Origin of the sequence: Nonomuraea wenchangensis, from assembly GCF_900111685.1 — a bacterium.
Taxonomy (GTDB): Bacteria; Actinomycetota; Actinomycetes; order Streptosporangiales; family Streptosporangiaceae; genus Nonomuraea; species Nonomuraea wenchangensis.
The window spans coordinates 80,023-104,626 of sequence record NZ_FOHX01000026.1 but is presented as its reverse complement, the minus strand read 5'-3'; the positions used below and the strand labels follow the sequence as shown (position 1 = coordinate 104,626).

Sequence of the window (24,604 nt, the reverse complement as noted above, 5' to 3'; positions counted from 1 at the left end):
CTCCCGAATCGGGCGGGGCCTTCTGCGTGACCAAGTGAGTGACTACCGGGTTTCTTCATCCTCCGGTGCAGCGAAGATGCGGTCCATGGCGACGGCGCCGGCCTGGAGGACCGGGCGGATCTGCTTGCGGTAGACGGCTTCGGTCACTGCCGTGCTGCTGTGCCCGACCAGTCGTGAGATCTCCTCCAGCGGGATGCCGTTGTCCGAGAGCAGCGAGACGAAGCTGTGGCGCAGTTCGCGGGGTGTCCACGCGGCGGCGTCCAGCCCTTCGGCGTTCCTGATCACGTTGCGGAACGCTCGTCTCACGTTGGAGGCGTCGAGCGGCGTTCCCGCCGTCGAGGCGAAGACGAGCCCGGCAGCAACCCAGGTCTCCCCCAGCTCTTGACGCTGTCGCTCTCTTTGCGCACGCAGCACGTCCACGCACCGCCGAGGTAGAGCGAGAGTACGCCGGGACTTGCGGGTCTTGGTGTCCCCTCCCGCCCGGACAGAGCGCCACACCGCCACGTGCGGAGGGACGGGCGGGATTGCGCGCGGATTCCCTTCCAGATCCACGTGATCCCAGGTCAGAGCCCTGAGTTCTTCTGTACGGGCACCGGTGAGCAGGGACACCACGACGTAGGCATGCATCCAAGATCCCTCTGCTGCCTTGAGCACGGCGCCGGCTTGGGCGAATGTGAGCGCCTTCGACGGGCGGCCCTTCCTGCCGACCGGGATCGAGCAGAGTTCGACCACATTCCGCTTGACCTTGTCCCGCGCCATTGCCCGCTTGATCGAGCGGTTCAGGCACGACCTGATGATCTGGAGAGTCCGGCTGCTGAGAGTCCTGGACTTGTCGGCGAGCCACTTGTCCACGTCCTCGGCACTGAGGTCGCGGAGTTTCCGCTTGCCCAGGGCCGGGATGACGTGGGTTCGGCACAAAGTCGTGTAGGACGCCACCGTGCCTGCGCTCCGGCCGCTGAGCCCGTAAGTCAGCCAGTCGGAGACGGCCCGCTCGACGGTGTAGTCCGATGGAGCGATGGCGAGCCCGTCTTCGTAGTCCCGGACGATCTGCTTGAGCTTGTCCTTGGCAGCGGTCTTGGTCTTGCCGCTGGCCTTCTTGACGATCCGCTTCCCAGCAGGGGTGTAGCCGACCGTCAACGACGCGATCCAGCGTTGACGGGACTCGTCCCAGTGCAGGCCGCCCTCCCCGCGGCTGCGGCGCTTGGTCATGACGCCTCCCGCTGCAACAGGGCGATGTACTCGGCCAGGGCGCTGGCGGGGATGAGGCGGCAGCGACCCTGCTTGACCGAGCGGAGACGGCCGGAGCGGATCTGCTCGTAGATGACGCTGCGGCTCATGCGGAGCTTGGCCATGGCGTCGGGGACGCGGTAGAGCTGGGTGTCATCGGCCATGGTCATCTCCTTCGTGGATGGAGGCGGCGAGGGCCTGTTCGCCGGGCGTGAAGCCCTGCCCCGCGTACTGCCAATGGCCGAGGACGAAGGTGGTGTCCGGGTCGTAGGGCAGGCGGGCGCGGGTCCAGTCGATGCGGGCCTGGCGGAGGTCGCCGAGGGTGGTGGAGTAGGCGCGGCTCTTGGTGGAGAAGTGGCCCCGGAAGCCGAGCATGTGGGCCCAGTCGCGGAGCCTGAGGTGGGCGAGGTCGGGGTGAGCTGACGGGTTGCCGAGCGTCCAGGCGGTACGGATCAGGCGGGCCGGGTGGTCGGCGATGTCCAGGCGGGCGAGCTGGTGGATGGTGGCGTGCGTGAGCGGCCGGTCGAGGGTGCCCGAGGTCTCGGCGGCCTTGGTGGCGTACTTGGCGATGTAGCCCGCGACCTTCTCCTCGGTCATGTCGCCGTCGTCTGCGGCGGCAGGAGGGATGTGCTTGACGTCGATCTGGTGACCCCAGACCAGGTGGCGGGTGGGCTGGCCGAGGTCGGGCGCGGGCAGACGGACGGCTCGGGCAGCCGAGTGGATGGCGTCGTCCAGGAGTCCGGCGGTCGCCCACGCGGGCGGCGGGACGGGCGTGTTGTCGTCGGTGCGGCTGTCGAGGCGGATGACGGCGTGGAAGTGGACGACGCCTCGGGCCTGGTACTCGGCGACCTTGGCGAAGGAGATGCGGACGGTCTCGTTGAAGGTCTTGCGGGACAGTCCGGCGGCGGCGGCCAGGTGCCGGCGGAGGTAGATGGTGAAGCGGCGCCAGAGGTCTCCGGCGTGGGCGTTCCACAGGACGTGGCCGATGTAGTCGTAGGTGCCCGGGTCGAGTGGTTGGCCGATGGCCGGGTCTCCTTGCTGGTGGCGGGTGAAGCAGGACGGTCCGTTGCGGCGCGGATGGCATATCGGAGCCTTGCCGTCCTTGGCGGGGCCTCGGTGGACCGGGCCGAAGGTGGGCGCGGTGAAGGTGGCCAGCACGCGCGGGTGAGTGCGGACGGTGGACGGGACGCCCTTGTCGCCGCCGAGCAGGCCCGCGCGGATGAGGTGGAAGGTGTCACGGCGGTAGGTCTCAGCGCAGGCCGGGCAGCGGGTGGCGCGGCGGTTGCCACAGCGGACGAGAAGTTGGCCGTGGGGTTCGTCGGCGGTGGTGTAGTGGCTGAGCAGTTCGCCCGTACGGTGGTCAATGGTGGCGGACTCGCCGGACAGGCGGATCGGTTCACGGCAGCCGCGAAGGCGATCCACCTGGCGAAGCCAGCGACTGATGTCGTGGCCGGACCGGCGAGTCAGATCGCGAATGACCGGGCCGAGCAGGTCGGCGGGTGCGGGGCGTTCGGGAGCCTCGGTCATGAGGCGTCCGTTCCGGAGCCTTCGCAGCACGGGCAGTAAATCGTGATCAGTCGGTGGGTACGGACGGAGCGGACGCGGACGGAGCCGTAGCCGGCGCATTCCGGGCAGGGCCGTTGGCGCATACTGGAGTTCCTTCGTTGAGTGCGGAGGGTGACGCCCCACGGGGGCGGCGTGGCTGCCAGGCTTGAGCCGTCCCGTGGTGGCGTCGTTGCTGTTCAGTTGTGGTTGTCGATGCCGGTGCCGGAGCAGTCGCGGCAGGTGTCGTCGTCGTACAGGCCGGTGCCGTTACAGGTGGCGCAGGCGTAGGCGCGGATCTCGTCGGCGTTCACTTGGCGTCTCCGCCGCAGCAGTCCAGGCAGAAGGCCCAGGTGTCGATGCGGACGGCGTTCTTGCCGCGCCCGACGATCTCCCTGGTCTCCACCTGGCCTTCTCCGTGGCAGGTCGAGCAGGTGTCCTTGGTGCGGCGTCGCTTCGTGGTCACCGGATTCGCCTCCTTCGGCAGGTGGTGCAGCTCTCGGCGACGGTTGGGTCGGGACGGGTTGGCGGGTAGTAGCTGGTGACGGTGCCGGAGCCGAGGCAGCGGCGGCAGTAGAGCTGGTTCATGCCGGGCCGCCCTGTACCGGAATCCACGCGGCCCGGTTGCCGTTGGCGTGGCGGACAGCGGCGACGACGTGCCCGAGGTTGATCGCGTCCAGGCAGGTGAGAGCCGGGCTGAGTTCGACGGGCAGCGCGTAGGCGATGCTCAGGGCGATGCGAAGCATGGCGGCCTCTCCGCCGGAGCAGGGCAGGTGGCCCGCGGTGAGCGCGTCGTGGGCGGCCTGCCAGTCGATGACCGCGAACGGTTCCTCCAGGTCCACGGCGAGGGCTTGGAAGTCCGGTCGGCGTAGCCAGGTGCCGTGGTGGATCAGCAGTTCCACGGCGGCTTCCATCGGGTAGGAGCCGTGGGCCCAGGAGCGGGCGGCCTCGATGAGGTCGTGGTGGTTCATGCGACGACGGGTTCCCTTCGGAGTAGGGCAAGCAGGTCGTTGGCCACGTCGGCCGAGACGTGCATGCGGGTGGCGAGTTGATCGCCGGTGATGGGCTTGCGGTGCTTGGTGTGGTGGTCGTCGGCCAGGCGACGGGCGTAGGCCAGCAGGCCGGGGGACACAGCGGACTCGGGCACGGGTTCGGCCGAGGGCAGTTCGACGGGCTCGACCTGGACGACCTCGGGAGTCTCGGTGTCGGTCTCTACGGCATCGGTTTCGGCCGGCACCGGGGGTTGATGGGATGCGCGGCGCTCCAGCATCGACACCGAGACCAGGAACGCCACGGCCGGAGTCGCGGCGGTGATCCAGCCCCACACCGTGGGCCGGGCGGTGGCCAGGTTCGCCGCCAAGGTGAGGACGATGCCGCCGGTCAGCACGAGCGCGGGCCAGGTGACCCGTCCGCGTCGACGGCGGCCGGTGCGTTTGTCGCGCTGCAGTTCGCGGGCGGCCATGACGCACATCAGGTCGATGCACACGGCGACCGCCCAGGACTGCCAGCCGAGTTGGCCGTGCCGCGCGGCCAGCTCGCTGATGTGGGTGAAAGACCCGACAGCGGCGATGACCGCCAGGACGAGTACGGGTGCGGTGTCGCAGATGGTGGAGCGAATGCGGTCCATCCGGAGCCGCCTCCCTTCGGTTTCAGGCATGGGTCGGGTAGGGGCCTGGCGACAATAAGCTCGTGCCAGTCCTTGGGCGGACAGGTGATTAGGTGGGTTCGCCTTCGCGGGCCAGGGCTTCCAGCTCCGCATCGGTCACGGTGAGCAGGTCGGCGGCAGTGAGCAGATCGGCCCACTTCGGGGCGAGGTCGGCGTGCGCCTGGGCGGCGGCCTCAGCGACCTCTTCGCTGACGTACACGGAGCGGGCCCGGTACCAGCGGCCGTCCTCGCCGACGACAATGGCTGTGCCAGGCATGTTGGCCGGGATCTGCCGGGCCGCGTCCAGGGCGGCCGGGTCGCTGTCGCCGAGGGTCATGGTCGCGGTCTCGGGGTCGTTGACTCGGTGACAGACGCGGCCGGAGAGCTGGGAACGCAGGGCGGTGACGCCGGGGCCGAGGTCGGAGCCGACCCGCTGTCCGCAGACGAACAGGTAGACGCCGAACGCGCGGCCGAGCTGGGCCAGCCGCAGGAGTGCGGTGGCGGTGGAGGCGATCTCGTCCTTCTCACCCTTGTGGGCCATCAGGAACAGCTCGGCGACCTCGTCCACCAGGACCACGACCGGCGTCGGCCGCAGGTCTTCCGGCAGCTTCCAGACGTTGCGGGCCTTGTTGGTGCGGCACAGCGCCATCCGGGTCTTGACCAGGCAGATGAGGTCGTCGAGCAGGCCGAGGCATTCGGCCCGTTCGGTGGCGATGGCGGACAGACGCCGGCCGTAGGAGGTCAGCTCGACGCCGCCCTTGAGGTCGAAGCCGACCAGGGCCACCGGCTGTGCGGACAGGCCGGTGATCAGGGCGTTGAGGAGCGTGGACTTGCCGGATTGGGTGGCTCCGGTGTTGAGCCAGTGCGGAACGGTGCGGAAGTCGAGCACCCAGGGCGCGCCGGTCTCCAGCAGACCGACACGTACCCGCAGCAACCCTTCTGACAGGACTGGCGTGGCCACTGTCGCGAGTGGATCGCCGTTCGTGGCCAGCAGGGTGACGCGGCCTGGTTTCCAAGAGATGAGGCGGACGGAGTGCACCCGCCAGGCGTGCGCGAGATTGGACAGGCGTGCGGCATAGTCGTCGGGCGTCTGGCCATCCATCAGCTTGACGTTGACTCGGAAGCCGAGACGGCACGGACGGATGATGCCCAGCCGGGGCGGCTTGTCGATGTCCACGCGGCGGATCTTCCGCTTCCGGGACAGCGTGATGCTTGCATGTCCAAGGACCGGAAGGCCGTCGAGGGTGTAGCGCCAGCGGCGGCGCTTTCGGGTGAGCGTGCAGCCGTGGGCGACGTTGCCCCAGGTGAAGTAAACGTGCAGGGCCTTGAGCGGGTAGCCCACAGCCAGCCAGAGCGAGACGGAGTGCAGCTTGCGCCACGCCAGCAGGACCGTGCAGGCCGTGGCCACGGTGATGGCCAGCGGGATCAGCCAGTCGGACATAATCGGACTGTCCTTTCGAACCCTCGAAGGGAAGGCCCCGGAGCGGGCGGTTAGCTGCCAGGCGATGCGCCCGCTCCAGGGGTGCTACAGGTGCGGCTAGGCCGCCTTGGGGTTGGCCAGGCTGATGGCCTCGGCGCGAAAGCCGAGCCCGGACCGGCCGTTCATCGACCAGAAGAACGCGGCCAGGCCGATCGGCCGGACCTGCACGCCCTCGGGGATCTGCGGGAACGTCTCGCTCGGGAACGTCACCACGATCACCGGGTTGCGTCGGTCGTCGTTCGGCTTGGGCAGGAGCGGGATGGTGTAGAGCTCCCGTCCCTCCGCGTCCCTCTTCACCTCGCCCGTGGCGCGGTCCACGATCTTCGGCTCGGGCTCGCCAGCAACGGTGAAGGCCAGGGCGGAGATGTCGACGGGGATGTTGCGCATGGTGGTCCTCCAGACCTCAGGTCCTCAACTCCTAATGAGGACTTGCAACACGATGATTACCCGCAGTGCTCCTGTCGTCAACTCCTAATGAGGAGTAGAGTTCGTGGCGAGAGCAGTTTTTACTGTTCGGACATCAGCGAGGCGGAACAGTGACATCAGGTCTGGGCGGATTCGCCCCGAAATACCAGCAAATCGCGGAGGCCCTGCGGCGCGACATCCAGGAAGGCCGCTACCAACCTGGAGAACGGCTCCCCGCGGAAACGGCACTGGCAGAGCGCTTCAAGGTCAGCCTGCCGACCATCCGCCAGGCCGTAGGAGTCCTGCGGTCCCAGGGCATCGTGGAGTCCAAGCACGGCATCGGCACCTTCGTACGGCAGGACCACCGGCTCGAACGCCGCTCCCGATGCCGCTACGGCCGAGCCCGCAGCGATGGCAAGCTCCTCACCTCACACCTCCGGCACGACATCGTGTTCGCCGGGACGGAGCAGGCGCCGGCACGCATCGCCGAAGCCATGGGGATCTCCGAAGGCACCGAAGTCATCACTCGCCGCCGCGTGCTCTACGACAAGGAGACCAACACTCCCGAGGAGATCGGCGCCAGCTACATCCCGGCCGACATCGCCCGAGGCACCTTCCTGGAGAAGCGCGACGTCGTACCCAAGGCACTGTTCCTCTGCGTCGAAGACCTCAGCGGCAAGCGGTACCACCATGCTCGCGACCAGTGGATCGCCCGCAGCGCCACACCGGAGGAGATCGTCACCCTCGGCCTGCCGCAAGGCGGCCACGTCATGCACGTCATCCACACCGCCCGCGCCGAAGATGACACGGTGTTGGAGGTGTCGGAGTCGATCTGGCCGGCGGACCGGGTAACCATCATCGATGAGTACCTGATCGACCAGGAAGCGAACGTCCCGGACGTTCCCTCCCAGATCTGAGGTAGGCCGATGACCCTACAGAACGCGGACGAGGTGCGCTCCCACTGGTGGCCACGGGAAGGCTGGCGGCCGGGCCGTCTGGTCTACACCTGGCACCTGACCTTCGAGCATGCACCGCAGCTCCACCGACTCGCCGAGCGCTACCAACAGGCGCTGGCGACGATTAACGGACACAACCCGGTACCCGCCCAATGGCTCCACCTCACCGTGCAAGGCATCGGCTTCGCTGACGAGGTACCCGACGAGAGGCTTGAGGAGATCACCCAGGCCGTGGCCGTACGGCTGGGCAAGCTTGCGCCAGCAGAACTGACCTTTGCCCGGCCGGTCATCCTCAATGAAGCTGTCGTATTGGCGCCTACACCAGCGGAGCCGCTGCACGAGATCTGGGGCGAGATCAGGAACGGCATCGCCGAGGTGACAGGCGAGGCACCTACGGCGGCCGAGCAGGTCAAGGGGTTCCGCCCACACGTGAGCTTGACCTACATCAACACGCCAGGACCCGCGCAGCCCTACGTGACGGCGCTGAGTGGTGTCGAAGCCGAGCCGGTCAAGGTGGAGGTGGATCGCGTCGCCCTAATCGTGCAGAATCGCGTCCTTGAGCCGGAATGGGTGTACCGCTGGAAAACTCAAACGGTTTCACCTCTGGGAGCCAACAGAGGCATCTGAGCAGCGGTAGGGCAGTGCGGTCCGGCCTGGCGGCGGCTGAGTGGTTACAACCTTCTGTACGGGTTCAAGCCGCCGCCCGATGGGCGGCGGGCGGCCGGGCGGTCCGGGCGGGCGTGCGGCCTCTCCGGGCCGGTCCCGCCCGGCCACCCCGCCGCACCAACGAGCGCAGGCAGAAGACGCATGCAGGACGTTCACAAGCACCATGCGAGATGCTGGCTCCCGGACTGAGCCGACAAGGTCAAAGCACGCCTCCGGCGGGAGCACTCCGGCACCGAGGTGATCGCCACACGGCACTGTACGTTGATGGGTGGCTGGGGGCTGATCACCTCGCACACCATCGACTCAGGCAAGCCCAGCAGACCGGCTCCTCCGTATCAAGCCCGGCTCTGACCGCAGGACAACGCATGATCGAGGAACAGCGACCGGTGAACGTACACGCGAAGCCGAGCTTGACACTCCGGCTCCGGCCCGCTGCCGCTACGCGGTGAGTCGACGGCGTACGAGGTGATCAGGGTGGGACGCGCGGGCTGGAACAAGTTCTGCAAACCTCATGCACGGACGCCCGCCATTCGGAATCATTGCCGCCCATGGGCTGGTTTGAGTTCATTGACAAGATCCTTGGCCACCTGCTGTCTTGGCCAGTCCTGGCCCTGATCGCGGTCTTCCTCTTCAGGAAGCCTCTCACTGACCTGATCAAGCGGATCAAGACGTACGAGGGTCTAGGCCAAACGATCACCTTTGGTGAGGAACTGGCTCAGCTCGAGCAGGAAGCAGAGTCTCTCGGCGAGGTACCCGCCCTTGGTGATGGCCGAACTCCTGAGGAGGCCGATGACGAGGCAGAGCCTGTGTCAGGTATCCCCGCCGAGGAGAGGGCGGCTATCGACCGCTTCGTGATGCTGGCCGAGCAGGCGCCGTCCGCTGCGATCATCGATGCTTGGTTGAAGATCGAGCTATCGCTACATCGACTGGTCAAACTCGCTGGCCTTCCCAGCGATGGACGGAATCGAAGCGCACAGGCTGCTGCTCGGGCGTTGGTCGGTGCTGATGTTCTGCCCAGGGACATCTTGCGACAACTGGATAGCTTCAGGAGTCTTCGAAATCGTGTGGCGCATGGTGACCACGTGCCGACTCCTGGCGAAGCCCTCGCCTATGCGGATGCTGCTTATAGCGTCTGGAAATTCCTGGAGCATGTCGGTGACGAGTGGGAACAGCGCCGCTAGAAGTGCTGGATCGGCGCCGCATCTGAGTGACTAACTGGGTGGCAACCGGAGTGGATGCGGCGGGACGTTCGCGGACGCCAGAGCACTCCCGCCGCTGGCCGTAGCCGGAGAGTCGCTGCTGAGACGCGCCCCGCTCAGGATTTGGGAGCAAGAAGTCGCAGGTTCAAATCCTGTCGCCCCGACCAGCTCAGAAGGCCCCTTCCGATTCCGAAGGGGCCTTCTGCGTGACCAAGGCTCGGAGCCGCACCATCAGCCGCGAGATCGAGCTATCACCACCGGGGCTTGTGCAGCGGTGCCACCGCGGTCGGCCGGCCAGCCGCACCTAAGATCACGTCATGCCCAGCTCCGGCGCTCTGCTCTCCGCCGTCTTCGTGGGGAGCTTCGTCCTGATCTTCTTCTCGTTATGGATCCTCTTCTTCGTGAAACTGGTCCAGTCCTTCCGGCAGCGTCGCGTACTCAAGTACACCGACGCTGTGAGGGCCACGGAACTCGTGGGCTGCGTTCGCCAGCTCAAGGTGCGCGGTCACGAAGAGCAGGCGATCCAGCTCGTCCAGGACGAACTCGCCATGCCGCCCAAGGCGGCTCGCTCTTGGGTGAAGTCCATCTAGTGCAGTGACCGTAAACGATCATCGGCGCACAAGAACCGGCGCATCCGCGGCTGGGCCACCAAGAACAAGGACCGTTGCGCCAGTCCACCCTGGCCAACTCCGACCATCGAGGCGCTGCACGCCTACGATCACCATCGCGGACACACCGCGCTGAACGGCTTGGCACCCTCCAGCCGCGTGCCCAACCTCATGGGACAGAACAACTAGCCTTCCAGCAGTCTGAGGCCCACCACGCCAATGAGGATGAGGAGGAGGCAGACCAGACGCGCCGCGGACGCGCTCTCGCCCAAGATGAGGATTCCGGCGAGCGCGACGCCGAGGGCGCCGAGCCCGACCCAGACCGCGTACGCGGTGCCTACCGGGAGCACGCGAAGCGCGAAGGCCAGCAGGACGAAGCTGAGCGCGGCGGCGATCACGCCGACCGCCGCGGGGCCGGGTCTGGTGAATCCGTCGGACCTGGCGAGGGCTAAGCCCACACGATCTCCAGCAGGGCGGCGGCAATCACTAGCAGCCATGCCATCGCGGTCAGGCCGTGGTCCCGGCGTCCACGGTGATGGACGTCCCGGTGATGTTGCGCGCGCCCGGTCCGGCCAGGTGCGCCACGGTCGCGGCGATGTCGTCAGGATCGCAGTAGCGATCCAGCGCCGTGTAGGAGCGTTCCTGAGGCGCGTCCGGCCCGTCGGCCGGGTTCATATCGGTATCGGTCGAACCGGGGTGGACGAGGTTGGCGGTGATGCCCCGAGAGCCGAGATCGCGGGCCAGCCCTTTGGTGAGCCCGATGAGCGCGGACTTGCTCATCGAGTACAGGGCCCAGCCCGGTGATGGCACGCGCTCGGCCAGGCTGCTGCCGATGCTGATGATCCGCCCGCCGTCTCCCATGTGCCGCGCGGCGGCTTGGGCGAGCACGAAAGCCGCCCTGGCATGGATGGCCAGCGTTCGGTCCACGTCCTCCAATGTGACGTCCTCGATCGGGCCGTATGGGGCGATGCCGGCATTGTTGATCAGAATGTCCAGCCCTCCCAGCGCGGCTACGGTGCGCTCGACCGCCTCGGTCAGTGCTGCAGCGTCAGTCGCTTCTGCCTGTATGGCGAGCCCGCGGGCGCCCATCGTCTCGATCTCCGTCACCACGGCCCTCGCCTGTTCGGGGGAGCGTGCGTAAGTGATGGCGACGTGCGCGCCCTCGCCTGCCAGCCGGCGTGCGATCGCCGCGCCGATGCCGCGGCTGCCTCCGGTGACGAGCGCCACCCGTCCATAGAGCATGGTGTTCATCCTTCCACTTATGCGGAACCGATTCCGGATAGAAAGTAACGGAACCGATTCCGGATAGCAACTCGATAAGATTGCGGCGTGACGCAGAGCCGGCGACCCTCGACACAGGACGGCGCGGGCGACCAGGCCGTTGATCAGCGCAGTGACGAGCGCGCGGACGCGGCTCGCAACCGCGCGAAGATCCTCGCCGCGGCGGAGGAGATCATGGCCGCCCGTGGCGTGGAAGCGCTGGCCATGGCGGACGTGGCAGCCGCGGCGGGCGTGGGGGTCGGCACGCTGTACCGCCGATTCGGCGACCGGGCCGGGCTCGCCCACGCGCTCATCGATCGGCGCGAGCGCGAGTTCCAGGCGGCATATCTGAACGGGCCGCCGCCACTCGGTCCTGGCGCGCCTGCCGCCGAGCGGATCCGCGCGTTCTTGCACGCGCTGGCCAGCCGTACCGTGGACCAGCTCGATCTACTGCTCGTAGCGGAGACCGCAGGGCCGTTCGCCCGCTTCGGCGGGGCCTATCACGCCTACCACCGCCACCTGGCAATCCTGGTCGCCGAGGCCCGGCCGGGCCGCGAGGCGTCCTACCTGGCCGACGCCTTGCTCGCCCCACTGGCCGCGAACCTGCTGGCCTACCGGATCGGCGGGGAGCAGGAGCTCGCCTTGGACGCCATCCGGGCAGGGCTCGACGATCTTCTGACCGGCGTGACAGGGCCGGGCGGGCGACTCGCCGACGGCGAAGGGTGACGCGCGGGCCGCGCCGAAGTTGGCCACCGGCCGGCCCATCACCCGTCATTGATCGCCTACGACCACCGACACGTACTCGTCCAGTGCGTGAACAGCGGCCTGACCTTGTTCTCGGCGGCCCTGCCATGGACGCCGACCCAGTGATCGTTTCCGGTCACAGCACCAGGAACGACCACGCCGGGAGGGGTCAGCCGGTCAGGGTGAGCGGGTTGACCAGGTCGGCGTAGACCAGGAGCCCGGCCATCACCATCATGACGAGCGCGATCGCGTACGTCAGCGGCAGCACCTTCGCGATGTCCACGTACTTCGGCTCCGGCCGCCGCATGATCTTCGCGTACGCCCGCTTGATGCCCTCCCAGATCCCGCCGGCGATGTGGCCGCCGTCCAGGGGCAGCAGCGGGATGAGGTTGAACATGCCGATCGCCAGGTTGAAGCCGGCCAGCAGGTTGACGAAGATGGCGATCTTCTTCTCGTTGGTCAGGTCGCTGGCCAGGATCTCGCCGCCCATGCGGCCCGCGCCCACGACGCCGACCGGGCCCTCGGGGTCGCGCTTCTCGCCGGAGAAGGCCGCGTGCCAGACGCCGACCATCTTGTCCGGCAGGTTGAGCAGGGAGCCCGCCACGCGGCCGGTCAGCTCGCCCATGTAGCCGACGACCTGGCCCATGCTCTGGCGCTGCATGACCTCGGTGGGCAGGACGCCGAGGAAGCCGACGTTCCTGTCGATCTTGTTCGGGTCCTGGAGGTTGGGGCGGTCCTGGGCGATGAGGGTGACGTCGAGCGTCAGCGGCTTGCCGTCGCGTACGACGCCGAGCTCGACCGGGCCGGGGCCGTGCGAGCGGATGAGCCGGGTGGCGTCCTCCCACGTGGTGATCTTCTGGCCGTCGAAGGTGACCATCCGGTCGCCGGGCTTGAGCCCGGCCTGCGCGGCCGGGGTGGGCTGGTCGCCGGCCTGGCAGGTCTTGCGCTGCTCGGTGACCGGGATCACGCAGGTGGAGGTCTCGGGCGAGACGACCGGGGCCCAGGCGGGCAGGCCGATGCCGACCAGCAGGATGCTGAAGAAGACGAACGCGAGCACGAAGTTCATCAGCGGCCCGCCGGACATGATGATGATCTTCTGCCACCACTTCTTGCGGTAGAAGACGCGGTCCTCGTCGCCGGGCCGCACCTCCTCCTGTGCGGCGTCCCTGGCCGACTCGATGAGGCCCTGCCAGGGGCCGGTGGCGGTGTTGCGCAGTTTGTTGGGGTCGTCACCGGGGCGCGGCGGCAACATGCCGATCATGCGGATGTAGCCGCCGAACGGGATCCACTTGATGCCGTATTCGGTCTCGCCTTTGCGCCTGGACCAGGCGGTCGATCCGAAGCCGACCATGTATTGGGTGACCTTGACGCCGAAGAGCTTGGCGGGGATGAGGTGACCGATCTCGTGCAGCGCGATGGAGAACATCAACCCGAGTAGGAAGAGGATGATTCCCACCAGATAGAGCCAGTTCATCTATGCGCGCTCCAGGGCAAGGCGGACGGTCCAGACAGATTCAGGGTAGTCGACTTCCCCGGTCCTCAAGGGCTTGTGGCATTTTGGGCAGGCATTGACAGTGCGCGCGGACCTGCCGGGCCTGGGCGTGGCGGCGGAGCTGGCGGTGGCCGCGTTGCGACGGGAACGCGACCCGCTCACCCGGCGGGAGCTCGACGTGCTGCGCGCATCGCGGCCGAGGGCGCAGATGCAGGACGGGGGCGCGCAACCGGGTCGGTGCCGTCATTCAGAGGATCGCAGCAGGCCCGCGCCGCCTGCCGGTGACCCTTCTCACGACCTGACCCGTGTCGGTCGTCACGGTCACGGCCGCCAGATGAGCACCAGCGCGCAGTCGTCGTTGTGCCCCGAGGCCATGGCGTTGACCAGCGCGCGGGCGCCGTCGCGGAACCCCGAGGGCAGCAGCCGCTCGGCCTCGCCGAGCAGCCGGTCGAGCCCGGCGTCGATGTCGCGGCCGGGCTGCTCGATGAGCCCGTCGGTGAACAGCAGCAGCGCGTCGCCCTTGCGCAGGGTGCCGCTGTCGGGCTCGCAGTGCAGGTCGGGCACCACGCCGAGCACGACGCCTTTGGCCGAGGCGACCTGCCAGCTCCCGGTGCCCGCGTCGAACTTCACCACCGGCGGATGCCCGGCCGAGGTGATCGTGTAGTCGCCGGTCGCGAGGTCGAGGCGCAGGTGGACGGCGGTCACGAAGCCCTCGTCGCCCCGCTGGCGGTGGAGGTAGGCGTTGCAGGCGGGCAGGAAGTCGTCGACCGAGCCGAGCAGGCCGCCGAACGTCCCCGACAGCAGCAGCGCTCTGGTGCCCGCGTCCACGCCCTTGCCGGAGACGTCGACCAGGGCGATCTCGACGCTGTCGCCGTCACGCATGGACACGAGGAAGTCGCCGCCGAAGGAGGACCCGCCGGCCTGCTTGAGCACCACCTTGGCGCCCCAGTCCTTGGGCAGCGGCGGCAGCTCGCCCTGTCTCTTGAGCCGGTCGCGCAGCTCCAGCAGCATCGCGTCACCGCGCAGCCCCTGTACGCCGAGCTTGCCGCGGGTGCGCGCCATGAGCACGGCGAGCACGGTGGTGAACCCGATCGTCACCAGGAGCCCCACCCCGACCCGGCCCGCGCCGAGCGTGATCGCGACGTAGCCGAGCGCCGCGCCCACGGCCACGAGCAGCGTGACCAGGCTGCGCAGCCGCAACTGCAGCCCGCCGACCAGCGTGACGAGGATGAGCAGCGACGGCGAGAACCACTCGGTGGAGACCTCGGCGGCCAGCACGCCGATGAGCAGCGCGAGCACGGCGAGGGTGATGAGCAGGTTGCGGTCGCGGGCGAGCGGCCCTCTGCGGACGAAGCGGACGACGGACACGAGGAAGGGCACCCGCGCCAGCGCGGCGCGGACCCGTGGCGGGATCAGCGGCGCCGGACGGGAACTCATGATGGGCCTGACTGTATCGGTCCGCATCCCGTTTGGGCAGTCCACTTGACCAAGGCCTTGATCATTACGTGCGGATATTCGGTAGCTCCCCCCCTTTGCCCGCTCCTACCGTGGACGGATGAGCTTCCCCATCCGTCCGATCGCCGAGCCCGAGTGGGCGGCGTACGTCAACGTCATGAACGAGGGCTTCGGCTGGACAGCGCCGCCCGAGTTGACCGAGCGGTTCAAGGCCGAGACCGAGTTCGACCGGACGCTGGCCGTCTTCGACGGCGAGGTCATGGTGGGCACCACCGGTGTGTTCAGCCTCAGCATGGCCGTTCCTGGCGGACGGCTGCTGCCCGTGGGCGGGGTGACGTCCGTGAGCGTGCTGCCCTCGCACCGGCGCCGCGGCGTGTTGTCGCAGATGATGCGCCGCCAGCTCGCCGACATCCGCGAGCGCGGGGAGGCGGTGGCCGCGCTGTACGCCTCCGAGTCCGGCATCTACGGCCGCTTCGGCTACGGCCGGGCCGCGAGCCAGCTGTCCTTCCGCGTCACCAAGCGCGCCGCGGCGTTCGTGGCGGACGCGCCCGCGGACCCGTCGCTGCGGATCAGGGTGGCGCCGCCGGCCGAGGTGCGGGCCGAGCTGGAGGCCCTGTTCGCGTCCGTGGTGACCGCCCGGCCCGGCCGCTACGCGCGGCACGCCGCCTTCTGGGACGGCAACCTCGCCGACGACGAGTTCGACCGGGGCGGGATGGGCGCCCTGCGCTGCGTGCTGGCGGAGGACGACGGTGGCGTGCGCGGCTACGCGCTGTTCCGGGTCAGCTCGTCCTGGGGCGACGACGGGCTGCCGAAGGGCGAGGTGCGGCTCCACGAGCTGGAGGCGGCGGATCCGGCGGCGTACGCGCTGCTGTGGCGCCACCTGCTGGACCGGGACCTGACGGACACGCTGCGGGCGGGCAGCCGTCCGGTGGACGACCCGCTGCAGGCGCTCCTCGCCGACCCGCGCCAGCTCCGCGCGACCTATGGTGACGAGCTGTGGGTACGCCTGGTCGAGGTGGACCGCGCGCTGACCGCCCGCGCCTACGCGGCCCCGGTGGACCTGGTGATCGAGGTGGCCGACGACGTGTGCCCGTGGAACGCGGGCCGCTGGCGGCTCACCGCGGACCCGTCGGGCGCGGAGTGCAAGCAGGTCGAGGACGAGCCGGACCTCACGGTGCCGGTGGCGGCCCTGGGATCGGCGTATATGGGCGACGGGCAGCTCGGCCCGATGCTCGGCGCGGGGCTGCTGCGCGAGCACACCCCGGGCGCGGTGCGCGGGCTCGCCACCGCGATGTCCTGGAGCCCCAGGCCGTGGGCCGGCCGGGTCTTCTAGGGCCCGGTCGTCCTTGCCCCGAGCTTCTGGAGCCGGGGCTCCGGACGTACGCTCGGGGCATGGCCTTGCAGAGCTTGCAGATCACCGCGACGATCGCGATGCGCGCCCGCGACGTGTCGCGGCCGGCGAAGGAGCAGCAGGAGGCCGCCGACCGGCGGCCCCTGCGTGACGAGATGCCGAAGCGCGAGACCCGGCGCAAGGGACAGAACGGCTAGCCAGGGGCCTGGCGGCCGTCAGGGCAGCGGCGGGAGCTGGCCGATCGTCTCGTACGAGGCCAGCTGCGCGATGCGCCGGCTGTGGCGCTCGCTGCCGGAGAAGGGCGTGCCCAGGAAGACCTCGACGAAGCGGGTGGCCTCGTCGAGGGAGTGCATGCGCGCCCCGATGCTGACGACGTTGGCGTTGTTGTGCTCGCGGGCCAGGCGCGCGGTGTCCTCGCTCCAGGCCAGGGCCGCGCGGATGCCGCGCACCTTGTTGGCGGCGATCTGCTCGCCGTTGCCCGAGCCGCCGATGACGATGCCGAGGCTCGCCGGGTCGCCCGCGACGCCCTCGGCGGCGCGCAGCACGAACGCCGGATAGTCGTCCTCGGCGTCGTAGACGAAGGGACCGCAGTCGGTCACCTCGTGCCCGTGGTCCTTCAGCCAGGACACGAGATGGTTCTTGAGCTCATAGCCGGCATGGTCGGCACCGATGTAGACACGCACCTGCCCAGTCTTCCACAGCCCCGGGGTGGCGGCTCGCGCACTAGAGTAAGGATCACTTCTGAGCACCAGTCCTTACGGAGGCAGGGATCATGCGAGAGATCCGCGTCATCGGCGACCCCGTGCTGCGCACGCCCGCCGAGCCGGTCACGGACTTCGACCGCGAGCTGCGCCGCCTGATCGAGGAGATGTTCGAGGCGATGTACGCGGTCGACGGGGTGGGCCTGGCGGCCCCGCAGATCGGCGTGTCGCGGCGGCTGTTCGTCTACGACATCAACAAGCGCAAAGGCCACGTGATCAACCCCGTGCTGACGGTGGACGACCCGGAGGAGATCGCCGACGAGGAGGGCTGCCTGTCGGTGCCCGACCGGGGCACCGGACGGCCGATCTACGCCTCCGTCGCGCGGGCGGCGGGCGTGACCGTGGAGGGGGTGGACCGGCTGCGGCGGCCGGTGCGCGTGCGCGCCCGGGGCTCGCTGGCGCGCTGCTTCCAGCACGAGACCGAGCACCTCGACGGCCGCCTGTACGTCGACCGCCTGCCGCGCGACGAGGCCCGCGGGATCATGTCGCGCGCCTGACCCGGGGGCGTAGCTTGGCGGCATGACTGTGCTTTCCGGCAAAGGGCTTTCCGGCAAGGGCGCGTTGGTCACGGGAGGCTCCCGCGGCATCGGCAGGGCGATCGTGGAGCGGTTGCGGCAGGACGGCGCGGAGGTCGTCTTCTGCTACGAGCGGTCGGAGGAGGCCGCGCTGCGGGTCGCCGAGGAGACGGGCGCGACGGCGGTGCGCGCGGACCTCGGCGTCAAGGAGGACCTGGAGCGGCTGTTCGCCGAGGCGGAGGCCCGGCTGCCCGGGGTGGACATCCTCGTCAACAACGCGGCCACCACCACCGGGCAGAAGCTGCTCACGGACCTCACCGACGACGACTTCGAGCGCTCGTTCGCGGTGAACGTGCGCGCCGTCCTGCTCGCCATGCGCTGGGCCGCCGGGGTGATGCGCGACGGCGGGCGCATCGTCACCGTCTCCTCGCTCAACACCCGGGTGCCCGCCCCGACGCTCACGCTCTACTGCGGCGGCAAGGGCGCGGTCGAGCAGTTCGCCAAGGTGGCGGCGCGGGAGCTGGGCGGGCGCGGCATCACCGTCAACGTCGTCTCCTCGGGCGCGACCGACACCGACATGCTGCGCGGCGCCAACCCGCCCGAGGCGCTGGAGCGCACGCTCGGGTTCACGGCGCTCGGGCGGCTGGGGCGGCCGGACGACATCGCCTCGGTGGTGGCGTTCCTGGCCGGGCCCGACGGGCGGTGGATCACCGGCCAGAACCTGATCGCCAGCGGGGGCCTGCTGGTCTGAGCCACCAGGCCCACGCGAAGGCGTCAGAGCTGGAGCGACTTGATCTCCAGGTATTCCTCCAGGCCGTACTCGCCGAGCTCGCGGCCGACGCCCGACTGCTTGTAGCCGCCGAACGGGGCCAGCGGGTTGAACCGGCCGCCGTTGACGGCGACCTGGCCGGTGCGCAGGCGCCGGGCCAGCCCCAGGGCGCGCTCCTCGGTGCCCGCCCAGACGGCGCCGGCCAGGCCGTAGCGGGTGCCGTTGGCGATGGAGACGGCCTGGTCCTCGGTGGTGTAGGGGATCACGGACAGCACCGGCCCGAAGATCTCCTCCTGCTCGATCGCCATGCCGGGCTCGACGCCCGCGAACACCGTGGGCTCGACGTAGAAGCCGCGCTCGTGCGGCCGCTCGGTGCCGCCGGCCACCAGCCGGGCGCCCTCCTCCTGGCCGCGGTTGATGTAGCGGATCACCCGGTCGCGCTGGACCTGCGAGACCAGCGGGCCGATGCGGGTGGACTCGTCGAAGGGGTCGCCGACGGTGTAGCCGCGGGCGGCCTCGACGGCCAGGCGGACGGCCTCGTCGTACTGGTCGCGGTGGACGATCATGCGGGTCCAGGCCGAGCAGGTCTGCCCGGCGTTGACGAAGCAGTTGGCCACGCCGACCTTGACGGCGAGCTTGAGGTCGGCGTCGGGGAGGATGACGTTGGCGGACTTGCCGCCGAGTTCGAGCGCCACCCGCTTGACGGTCTCGGCGGCGAGCGCGGCCACCCGGCGACCGGCGGCGGTGGAGCCGGTGAAGGAGACCATGTCGACCTCGGGGTGGGCGGCCATGGCCTCGCCGACGACCGGCCCGCGCCCGCTGACGAGGTTGAACACGCCCGGCGGCAGGCCCACCTCGTCGAGGATGGCGGCCAGTTCGTACGCCGCCAGCGGCGCGACCTCGCTCGGCTTGAGCACGACGGTGCACCCGGCGGCCAGCGCCGCGCCCACCTTGCAGACGATCTGGTGCAGCGGGTAGTTCCAAGGCGTGATGGCCGCGACCACCCCGATGGGCTCCTTGACGACCAGGGAGCTGCCGACGCGCTGCTCGCGCGGGTGGCTCTCGGCCAGCTGGGCGAAGGAGGCGAGGACCCCCGCGGGCATCAGGGTCTGCACCTTGAGCGCGAAGCCCAGCGGCGATCCCATGTCGGTGGCGATCGCCGCGGCGACGTCGTCGGCGCGCTGCCGCAGGAGCTCGGCCGCGGCGGCGAGCAGCTTGCCGCGTTCGGCCGGCGCGGTGCGCGACCAGGACGGGAACGCTCTTCGCGCCGCGGCCACGGCCGACTCCACGTCGTCCGGGGAGCCGGCGGGCACGTGGTCGATGACCTCTTCGGTGGCCGGGTTGACGACCTCTATGGACTCGTCGGACGCTGAGGCGGTCCAGGAGCCGCCGATGTACAGCTGACGCATGTCCCCATCCTGACAGCGCATCCCGACGTTCGCGAGGGAGCTTCACGGAGCCGGGGATAAGGATTCTCCACCGCGATCAGGGTGTTTCCTCCCCGCGGGGTATCCGAAATGCGCTGACGGCGGGTTTTCAGGTGAATTGCGGGCGGCGGGTGCGCGTGCGCTTCAGCTCGAAGAAGTCGTCGAACTCCGTCACCGCGACGACGCCGTCCCAGAGGCGACCGGCGTCCTCGCCCCTGATGATCCTGGTGATGACCGGCCCGAAGAAGGCGTTGGCGCCGACGCGGATGATCGGCGTGCCGACCTCCTGGCCGACGAGCGTGATGCCCTCGTCGTGCGAGGCCCGGATGCCGGCGTCCCACTCGTCCGACTCCATGGCGTCGGCGAGCTGCGGGTCGAGTCCCACGGCCTCCAGGGCGGCCTCGTTGATCCCGCGCAGCTCGCCGGGGTCCTTGCCGAGTCCCTCGTTGTGCAGGCGGGTGCCGAGCTCGGTGTAGAGCCGGCCGATGTACTCCTCGCCGTGCTTGGCTGCGGCGGCCGCCACGACCCGGACCGATCCGTGCGCCTTGAGTGCCCGCTCCTTGTATTCGGCGGGCACGTCCTTGTCCTCATTGAGGTAGTGGAGCGACATGAAGCGGAAGCGGGGCTCGATGGGCCGAACCTTCTCGACTTCGAGCAGCCATCGTGACGTTACCCATGCGAAGGGACAGGAAGGATCGAACCAGAGGTCCACGGGAATCTTCTCAGCCATGTGGGGCCATAACCTGAGGTGGCTCGGATCCTATTCCCGCCGTGACAGGATACCGACAACCCCGACGAAGCGGTTGAAAAGGAGCGGAACTTGGCAGGCAACCTGACCAGGGACGAAGCGCGCGAACGCGCCCGACTGTTGAAGGTCGAGTCGTACGAGGTCGCCCTCGATCTGACGGAAGGTGAGGAGCGCTTCGAAAGCGTCACCACGGTCCGCTTCTCCGGCCTGGTCCCCGGTTCGTCCACCTTCATCGACCTGCACGGCGCGCACCTCCGCCAGGTCACCCTGAACGGCGAGGACCTCGACGTGTCGGCCTACGACGCGGAGAAGGGCCGCTTCCCGCTCCCCTCCATCGCCGGGTCGAACGAGCTGCGCGTGGACGCCGACTGCTCCTACATGCGCACCGGCGAGGGCCTGCACCGTTTCGTCGACCCGGTCGACCAGGGCGTCTACCTGCACTCGCAGTTCGAGACGGCCGACGCCCACCGGATGTACGCATGCTTCGACCAGCCCGACCTCAAGGCCACCTTCCAGCTCACCGTGCTGGCCCCGGCCGACTGGGAGGTCGTCTCCAACGCCGCCCCCACGAACGTCGAGGACCTGCCCGAGCAGGCCGGGCGGCACGGCACCGTGCAGGCGGCCAAGCGGTGGACGTTCGACACCACTCCGGTCATGTCCACCTACATCACCGCGCTCGTGGCCGGGCCATATCACAAGGCGACCTCCGAGCACGACGGCATCCCGCTCGGGATCTACTGCCGCGCCTCGCTCGCCGAGCACCTCGACGCGGACAACATCTTCGAGGTCACCCGGCAGGGCTTCGACTTCTTCCACAAGGTCTTCGGGGTGCGCTACCCCTTCGGCAAGTACGACCAGCTCTTCGTGCCCGAGTTCAACGCCGGCGCGATGGAGAACGCGGGCTGCGTGACGTTCCTGGAGGACTACGTCTTCCGCTCCCGCGTCACCGACGCCCTGGTCGAGCGGCGCGCCGAGACGATCCTGCACGAGATGGCGCACATGTGGTTCGGCGACCTCGTCACCATGCGCTGGTGGGACGACCTGTGGCTCAACGAGTCGTTCGCCACCTACATGTCGGTGCTCTGCCAGGCCGAGGCCACGCGGTGGGGCACGGGGGCCTGGACGACGTTCGCGAACGTGGAGAAGGCCTGGGCCTACCGCCAGGACCAGCTCCCCTCCACCCACCCCATCGCCGCCGACATCCCGGACATGCAGGCGGTCGAGGTCAACTTCGACGGCATCACGTACGCCAAGGGCGCCTCGGTGCTCAAGCAGCTCGTCGCGTACGTGGGGCTGGAGAACTTCCTCGCCGGCGTGCGCGACTACTTCGCCGACCACGCCTGGGGCAACACCGAGCTGAAGGACCTGCTCGACGCCCTGGAGCGCACCTCGGGCCGGGACCTGTCCGCCTGGTCGAAGGACTGGCTGGAGACCGCCTGGGTCAACACGCTGCGCCCGTCGTTCGACGTCGAGGACGGCCGTTTCACCCGCTTCGAGGTGCTGCAGGAGGCTCCCGCCGACTACCCGACGCTGCGCTCGCACCGCATCGCCGTCGGCCTGTACTCGCTGGTGGACGGGGCGCTGACCCGTACCAAGCGGGTCGAGCTGGACGTCGTCGGCGCCCGGACGCCCGTGGCCGAGCTCGTCGGCGCGGAGCGGCCCGACCTGGTGCTGCTCAACGACGACGACCTCACCTACGCCAAGATCCGCCTGGACGACGACTCGCTGCGGACGCTGGTCAACGGCGGCATCGCCGCGTTCACCGACTCGCTGCCGCGGGCGCTGTGCTGGTCGGCGGCCTGGGACATGACCCGCGACGGCGAGCTGCCGGCCCGCGACTACGTCCGGCTGGTCATCTCGGGCGCGAGCGTGGTCACCGACATCACCGTGCTCCAGGCGATCCTGCGGCAGGCCCGCCAGTCCGTCCAGCAGTACGCCGACCCGGCCTGGCGGGCCGAGGGCCTGCGACTGCTGGCCGACGAGCTGCGCTCGCTGCTCGCCGCCGCCGCGCCCGGCTCGGACCAGCAGCTCGCCTACCTGCACGCGTTCGCGCCGGCGGCCACCTCCGCCGAGGACCTCGACCTGCTGGCCGGCATCCTCGACGGCACCGCCGTGCCCGAGGGCCTGACCGTGGACGCCGACCTGCGCTGGAGCCTGGTGCACGCACTGGTCGTCGGCGGCCGGATCGACGAGGCGGGCATCGCGGCCGAGCTGGAGCGCGACCCCACGGCGACCGGCGAGCGCTCGGCCGCGCAGTGCCGGGCCTCGCTGCCGACCGCCGAGGCCAAGGCGGCGGCGTGGGGGCGCATCCTGGGCGGCGAGCTCGCCAACCACATCGCCCGCGCCACGATCGGCGGGTTCCAGGACCCGCACCACCCCGAGCTGCTCGCGCCGTACCGGGAGAAGTACTTCGACGAGGTCGGGCGCGTCTACAAGGAGTGGACGTTCGACCAGGCGTCGTCGTTCGCGGTGGGCTGCTTCCCCGCGCTGCTCATCGAGGAGGCGACCGTACGGGCCGCCGAGGACTACCTCGCGGCCGAGCAGCCGCCGCAGGCGCTGCGCCGGCTGATCCTGGAGGGCGCCGACGGCGTCCGCCGCGCCCTGCGCAACCAGGAGAAGGACGCGGCGGCCTCCTGACCCCGCGCGCCGGGCGGAGGACCGCTCCGCCCGGCGCACCATAGCCATGGGGTGACAGTTCTCTACCGGGGCGGGCGGCGCGCCGCCCGGACCCGCCGGGGCGCCCGACACCTGCGCCGACTTGGCCTTGCCACCTCGGAGCCGGTGTTAGCCTCGACTACGTGCTAGGCGCCGGGACCACGCTCAACGACCGCTACGTGCTGGCCGGTCGCCTCGGCGGCGGCGGCATGGGCGAGGTCTGGCGTGCCGAGGACAACGTGCTCGGCCGCTCCGTCGCGGTGAAGGTGATGACGCCCGCGCTGACCGAGAACGCCACCTTCGCCCAGCGCTTCCAGAACGAAGCCAGGGCCATGGCCACGCTCACCCACCCCGGCGTGGTCGACGTCTACGACTACGGCACCTGCGAGATCTCAGGCCGCCAGGTCACCTTCCTCGTCATGGAGCACGTGCGGGGCGAGTCGCTCGACCGGGTGCTGCGCCGCGGCCCGCTCGACCCGGCCGCCGCCATGCGGCTGGTCGCCGAGGTCGGCGACGCGCTCGCCGCCGCGCACGCGCAGGGGATCGTGCACCGTGACGTCAAGCCGGCCAACCTCATGGTCCGCGAGGGCGGCGGGGTGGCGCTCACCGACTTCGGCATCGCGCACTCGGTCTCGGCCGGGCACCTCACGGCGACCGGGCAGATGTTGTGCTCGGCGGGCTACTGCGCGCCGGAGATGGCGACCTCCAGCGAGGTCACCCCGGCGGTCGACGTCTACGCGCTCGGCGTGGTGGCGTACGAGTGCCTGACCGGGAAGCCGCCCTTCCAGGGCGAGACGCCCGTACAGATCATCTTCAAGCACCTCAACTCGCCGGTGCCGGAGCTGCCCGGCGAGGTGCCCGCGGGACCGCGGGCCGTGGTGACGCGGGCGCTGCAGAAGACGCCCGAGCAGCGCTGGGAGTCGGCCGCCGCCATGGCCGCCGCCGCCCGCCAGGCCCTGGCCTCCCCGGGCGTCGCGCCGCACGGGGCCGGCGACACCGGGCCCACGGCGGCGCCGGGCACCGGCGTCGCGGGCACGGTCACGGCCGGCCCTTCAACCGGCCCAGTGACCGGCCCTGCAGGTTTTCCCGGCGTCGACGGGACCGCTTCCGGAGCGCTGCCCGGCGCGGCGGACGCGACTGCCGCGGGAACGGCCGCCGGCACTCTGCCCGCGCGTCCCGAGCGGCGCGGGCGGCGTACGGCGCGGGTGGCGCTCACCGTCGCCGCCGCGGTGCTGGTGTCGGCCGGCGTCGCCGGAGCGGTGTGGCTGCGCCCTGATCAGTCGTCGGGCGAGGCCACCGTGGCGCCGACCAGCGTGGCCGACACCACGGCCACCACCGGCCCCAAGACCCCGCCCACCTCGCGGCAGCAGAACGTGCCCCCGGTCCGGCAGAGTCCCACCGCCGTGCCGACGAAGGGCGTCACCCCGCGGCCCACCCCCTCGGTGACGGTCACGCCCACCGCGCCGGTCACGCAGACGCCCACCGCCGCGCCGACCACGCCCGAGCCGAGCAAGGAGCCGACGAAGGAGCCCACCCCCGAGCCCACGCAGCCCGGCCCCGAGCCGCCCGCGACGGAGCCGCCGAGCGACCCGCCGGGCGACATCCAGTGCGTCCGCGAGCCGTGCCCGTAGCCGGGTGCCCGTAATCGGCTGCCCGCGCGTTTTGCTGGTGTACGCGAACACTCGGCGATCGTGAGAAG

The 24,604-nt window shown here is 69.9% G+C and carries 26 protein-coding genes; 11 read left to right on the top strand and 15 right to left on the bottom strand.

Annotated features, from left to right (window positions below; all coding sequences use genetic code 11):
• Positions 1 to 42: 42 nt before the first annotated feature.
• From BMW85_RS45405 to BMW85_RS45375, 8 genes are all read right to left on the bottom strand, one after another.
• Positions 43 to 1,209 (bottom strand): tyrosine-type recombinase/integrase, encoded by a 1,167-nt coding sequence (locus tag BMW85_RS45405; RefSeq protein ID WP_091093936.1) that lies wholly within the window; start codon positions 1,207 to 1,209, stop codon positions 43 to 45.
• The gene (locus BMW85_RS45400) at positions 1,206 to 1,391 is read right to left on the bottom strand and encodes a helix-turn-helix domain-containing protein (RefSeq protein WP_245775469.1); all 186 of its coding nucleotides are present in this window, start codon (positions 1,389 to 1,391) and stop codon (positions 1,206 to 1,208) included. The genes BMW85_RS45405 and BMW85_RS45400 overlap by 4 nt, the downstream gene beginning before the upstream one ends.
• Entirely contained in the window at positions 1,381 to 2,754 is a 1,374-nt protein-coding gene (locus tag BMW85_RS45395; RefSeq protein ID WP_091093933.1) for a replication initiator, read from the bottom strand. The genes BMW85_RS45400 and BMW85_RS45395 overlap by 11 nt, the downstream gene beginning before the upstream one ends.
• 325 nt (positions 2,755 to 3,079) lie before the next feature.
• Complete coding sequence (locus tag BMW85_RS50130) at positions 3,080 to 3,235, bottom strand: hypothetical protein (protein WP_177241220.1); 156 nt, start codon at positions 3,233 to 3,235, stop codon at positions 3,080 to 3,082.
• A 118-nt stretch (positions 3,236 to 3,353) separates the two neighbouring features.
• On the bottom strand, positions 3,354 to 3,740 hold the full coding sequence (locus BMW85_RS45390; RefSeq protein ID WP_091093931.1) for a hypothetical protein: 387 nt from the start codon (positions 3,738 to 3,740) through the stop codon (positions 3,354 to 3,356).
• Positions 3,737 to 4,396 carry a DUF2637 domain-containing protein gene (locus BMW85_RS45385; protein ID WP_091093930.1) on the bottom strand — a complete coding sequence of 220 codons (660 nt, stop codon included), beginning with the start codon at positions 4,394 to 4,396 and terminating at the stop codon, positions 3,737 to 3,739. The genes BMW85_RS45390 and BMW85_RS45385 overlap by 4 nt, the downstream gene beginning before the upstream one ends.
• Positions 4,397 to 4,484: 88 nt before the next feature.
• The gene (locus tag BMW85_RS45380) at positions 4,485 to 5,855 is read right to left on the bottom strand and encodes an FtsK/SpoIIIE domain-containing protein (protein ID WP_091093928.1); all 1,371 of its coding nucleotides are present in this window, start codon (positions 5,853 to 5,855) and stop codon (positions 4,485 to 4,487) included.
• A 96-nt stretch (positions 5,856 to 5,951) separates the two neighbouring features.
• Complete coding sequence (locus BMW85_RS45375) at positions 5,952 to 6,281, bottom strand: SCO3933 family regulatory protein (protein WP_091093926.1); 330 nt, start codon at positions 6,279 to 6,281, stop codon at positions 5,952 to 5,954.
• A 149-nt stretch (positions 6,282 to 6,430) separates the two neighbouring features.
• Between BMW85_RS45375 and BMW85_RS45370 the strand changes: the two genes are divergently transcribed.
• The 4 genes from BMW85_RS45370 (at position 6,431) to BMW85_RS45355 (ending at position 9,710) form a co-directional block, all read left to right on the top strand.
• Positions 6,431 to 7,216 (top strand): GntR family transcriptional regulator, encoded by a 786-nt coding sequence (locus BMW85_RS45370; protein ID WP_091093925.1) that lies wholly within the window; start codon positions 6,431 to 6,433, stop codon positions 7,214 to 7,216.
• A 9-nt stretch (positions 7,217 to 7,225) separates the two neighbouring features.
• Positions 7,226 to 7,882, top strand: coding sequence for a 2'-5' RNA ligase family protein (locus tag BMW85_RS45365; RefSeq protein WP_091093923.1), 657 nt, complete (start codon positions 7,226 to 7,228; stop codon positions 7,880 to 7,882).
• Between the two features lie 587 nt (positions 7,883 to 8,469).
• Positions 8,470 to 9,102, top strand: a complete 633-nt coding sequence (locus BMW85_RS45360) for a hypothetical protein (protein WP_091093922.1) — start codon at positions 8,470 to 8,472, stop codon at positions 9,100 to 9,102.
• Between the two features lie 335 nt (positions 9,103 to 9,437).
• A complete protein-coding gene (locus tag BMW85_RS45355) occupies positions 9,438 to 9,710 on the top strand; it encodes a hypothetical protein (RefSeq protein WP_091093920.1) in 273 nt (90 codons plus the stop codon).
• A gap of 203 nt (positions 9,711 to 9,913) precedes the next feature.
• Here BMW85_RS45355 and BMW85_RS45350 read toward each other — a convergent pair whose 3' ends face one another.
• A complete protein-coding gene (locus BMW85_RS45350; RefSeq protein WP_342743509.1) occupies positions 9,914 to 10,186 on the bottom strand; it encodes a DMT family transporter in 273 nt (90 codons plus the stop codon).
• A 49-nt stretch (positions 10,187 to 10,235) separates the two neighbouring features.
• A complete protein-coding gene (locus BMW85_RS45345) occupies positions 10,236 to 10,979 on the bottom strand; it encodes an SDR family NAD(P)-dependent oxidoreductase (protein WP_091093919.1) in 744 nt (247 codons plus the stop codon).
• Positions 10,980 to 11,057: 78 nt separating this feature from the next.
• On the opposite strand from BMW85_RS45345, the gene BMW85_RS45340 reads away from it, so the two are divergent.
• Complete coding sequence (locus tag BMW85_RS45340; protein WP_091093917.1) at positions 11,058 to 11,714, top strand: TetR family transcriptional regulator; 657 nt, start codon at positions 11,058 to 11,060, stop codon at positions 11,712 to 11,714.
• Positions 11,715 to 11,901: 187 nt separating this feature from the next.
• Here the strand turns inward: BMW85_RS45340 and BMW85_RS45335 are convergent, their stop codons facing one another.
• Both BMW85_RS45335 and BMW85_RS45330 read right to left on the bottom strand, forming a co-directional pair.
• Positions 11,902 to 13,206, bottom strand: a complete 1,305-nt coding sequence (locus BMW85_RS45335) for a M50 family metallopeptidase (protein WP_091093916.1) — start codon at positions 13,204 to 13,206, stop codon at positions 11,902 to 11,904.
• 339 nt (positions 13,207 to 13,545) lie between these two features.
• Positions 13,546 to 14,661 (bottom strand): PP2C family protein-serine/threonine phosphatase, encoded by a 1,116-nt coding sequence (locus BMW85_RS45330; protein ID WP_177241219.1) that lies wholly within the window; start codon positions 14,659 to 14,661, stop codon positions 13,546 to 13,548.
• Positions 14,662 to 14,779: 118 nt separating this feature from the next.
• Between BMW85_RS45330 and BMW85_RS45325 the strand changes: the two genes are divergently transcribed.
• Both BMW85_RS45325 and BMW85_RS50125 read left to right on the top strand, forming a co-directional pair.
• Positions 14,780 to 16,012 carry a GNAT family N-acetyltransferase gene (locus BMW85_RS45325; protein ID WP_091093914.1) on the top strand — a complete coding sequence of 411 codons (1,233 nt, stop codon included), beginning with the start codon at positions 14,780 to 14,782 and terminating at the stop codon, positions 16,010 to 16,012.
• Positions 16,013 to 16,071: 59 nt separating this feature from the next.
• Positions 16,072 to 16,227, top strand: coding sequence for a hypothetical protein (locus tag BMW85_RS50125; protein ID WP_177241218.1), 156 nt, complete (start codon positions 16,072 to 16,074; stop codon positions 16,225 to 16,227).
• Positions 16,228 to 16,245: 18 nt separating this feature from the next.
• Here BMW85_RS50125 and BMW85_RS45320 read toward each other — a convergent pair whose 3' ends face one another.
• Complete coding sequence (locus tag BMW85_RS45320; protein ID WP_091093912.1) at positions 16,246 to 16,713, bottom strand: ribose-5-phosphate isomerase; 468 nt, start codon at positions 16,711 to 16,713, stop codon at positions 16,246 to 16,248.
• Between the two features lie 89 nt (positions 16,714 to 16,802).
• Here BMW85_RS45320 and def point away from each other — a divergent pair, with 89 nt between their 5' ends.
• Positions 16,803 to 17,288 (top strand): peptide deformylase, encoded by a 486-nt coding sequence (gene def, locus BMW85_RS45315; protein ID WP_091093911.1) that lies wholly within the window; start codon positions 16,803 to 16,805, stop codon positions 17,286 to 17,288.
• A 22-nt stretch (positions 17,289 to 17,310) separates the two neighbouring features.
• A complete protein-coding gene (locus BMW85_RS45310; RefSeq protein WP_091093909.1) occupies positions 17,311 to 18,057 on the top strand; it encodes an SDR family oxidoreductase in 747 nt (248 codons plus the stop codon).
• A 23-nt stretch (positions 18,058 to 18,080) separates the two neighbouring features.
• Here BMW85_RS45310 and BMW85_RS45305 read toward each other — a convergent pair whose 3' ends face one another.
• Both BMW85_RS45305 and BMW85_RS45300 read right to left on the bottom strand, forming a co-directional pair.
• On the bottom strand, positions 18,081 to 19,484 hold the full coding sequence (locus tag BMW85_RS45305) for an aldehyde dehydrogenase family protein (protein ID WP_091093908.1): 1,404 nt from the start codon (positions 19,482 to 19,484) through the stop codon (positions 18,081 to 18,083).
• Positions 19,485 to 19,611: 127 nt separating this feature from the next.
• Complete coding sequence (locus BMW85_RS45300; RefSeq protein WP_091093907.1) at positions 19,612 to 20,232, bottom strand: mycothiol-dependent nitroreductase Rv2466c family protein; 621 nt, start codon at positions 20,230 to 20,232, stop codon at positions 19,612 to 19,614.
• A 90-nt stretch (positions 20,233 to 20,322) separates the two neighbouring features.
• Between BMW85_RS45300 and pepN the strand changes: the two genes are divergently transcribed.
• Together pepN and BMW85_RS45290 are read left to right on the top strand one after the other, a co-directional pair.
• Positions 20,323 to 22,887, top strand: a complete 2,565-nt coding sequence (gene pepN, locus BMW85_RS45295) for an aminopeptidase N (RefSeq protein ID WP_091093905.1) — start codon at positions 20,323 to 20,325, stop codon at positions 22,885 to 22,887.
• A gap of 161 nt (positions 22,888 to 23,048) precedes the next feature.
• Complete coding sequence (locus BMW85_RS45290; RefSeq protein WP_091093903.1) at positions 23,049 to 24,536, top strand: serine/threonine-protein kinase; 1,488 nt, start codon at positions 23,049 to 23,051, stop codon at positions 24,534 to 24,536.
• Positions 24,537 to 24,604 lie beyond the last annotated feature (68 nt).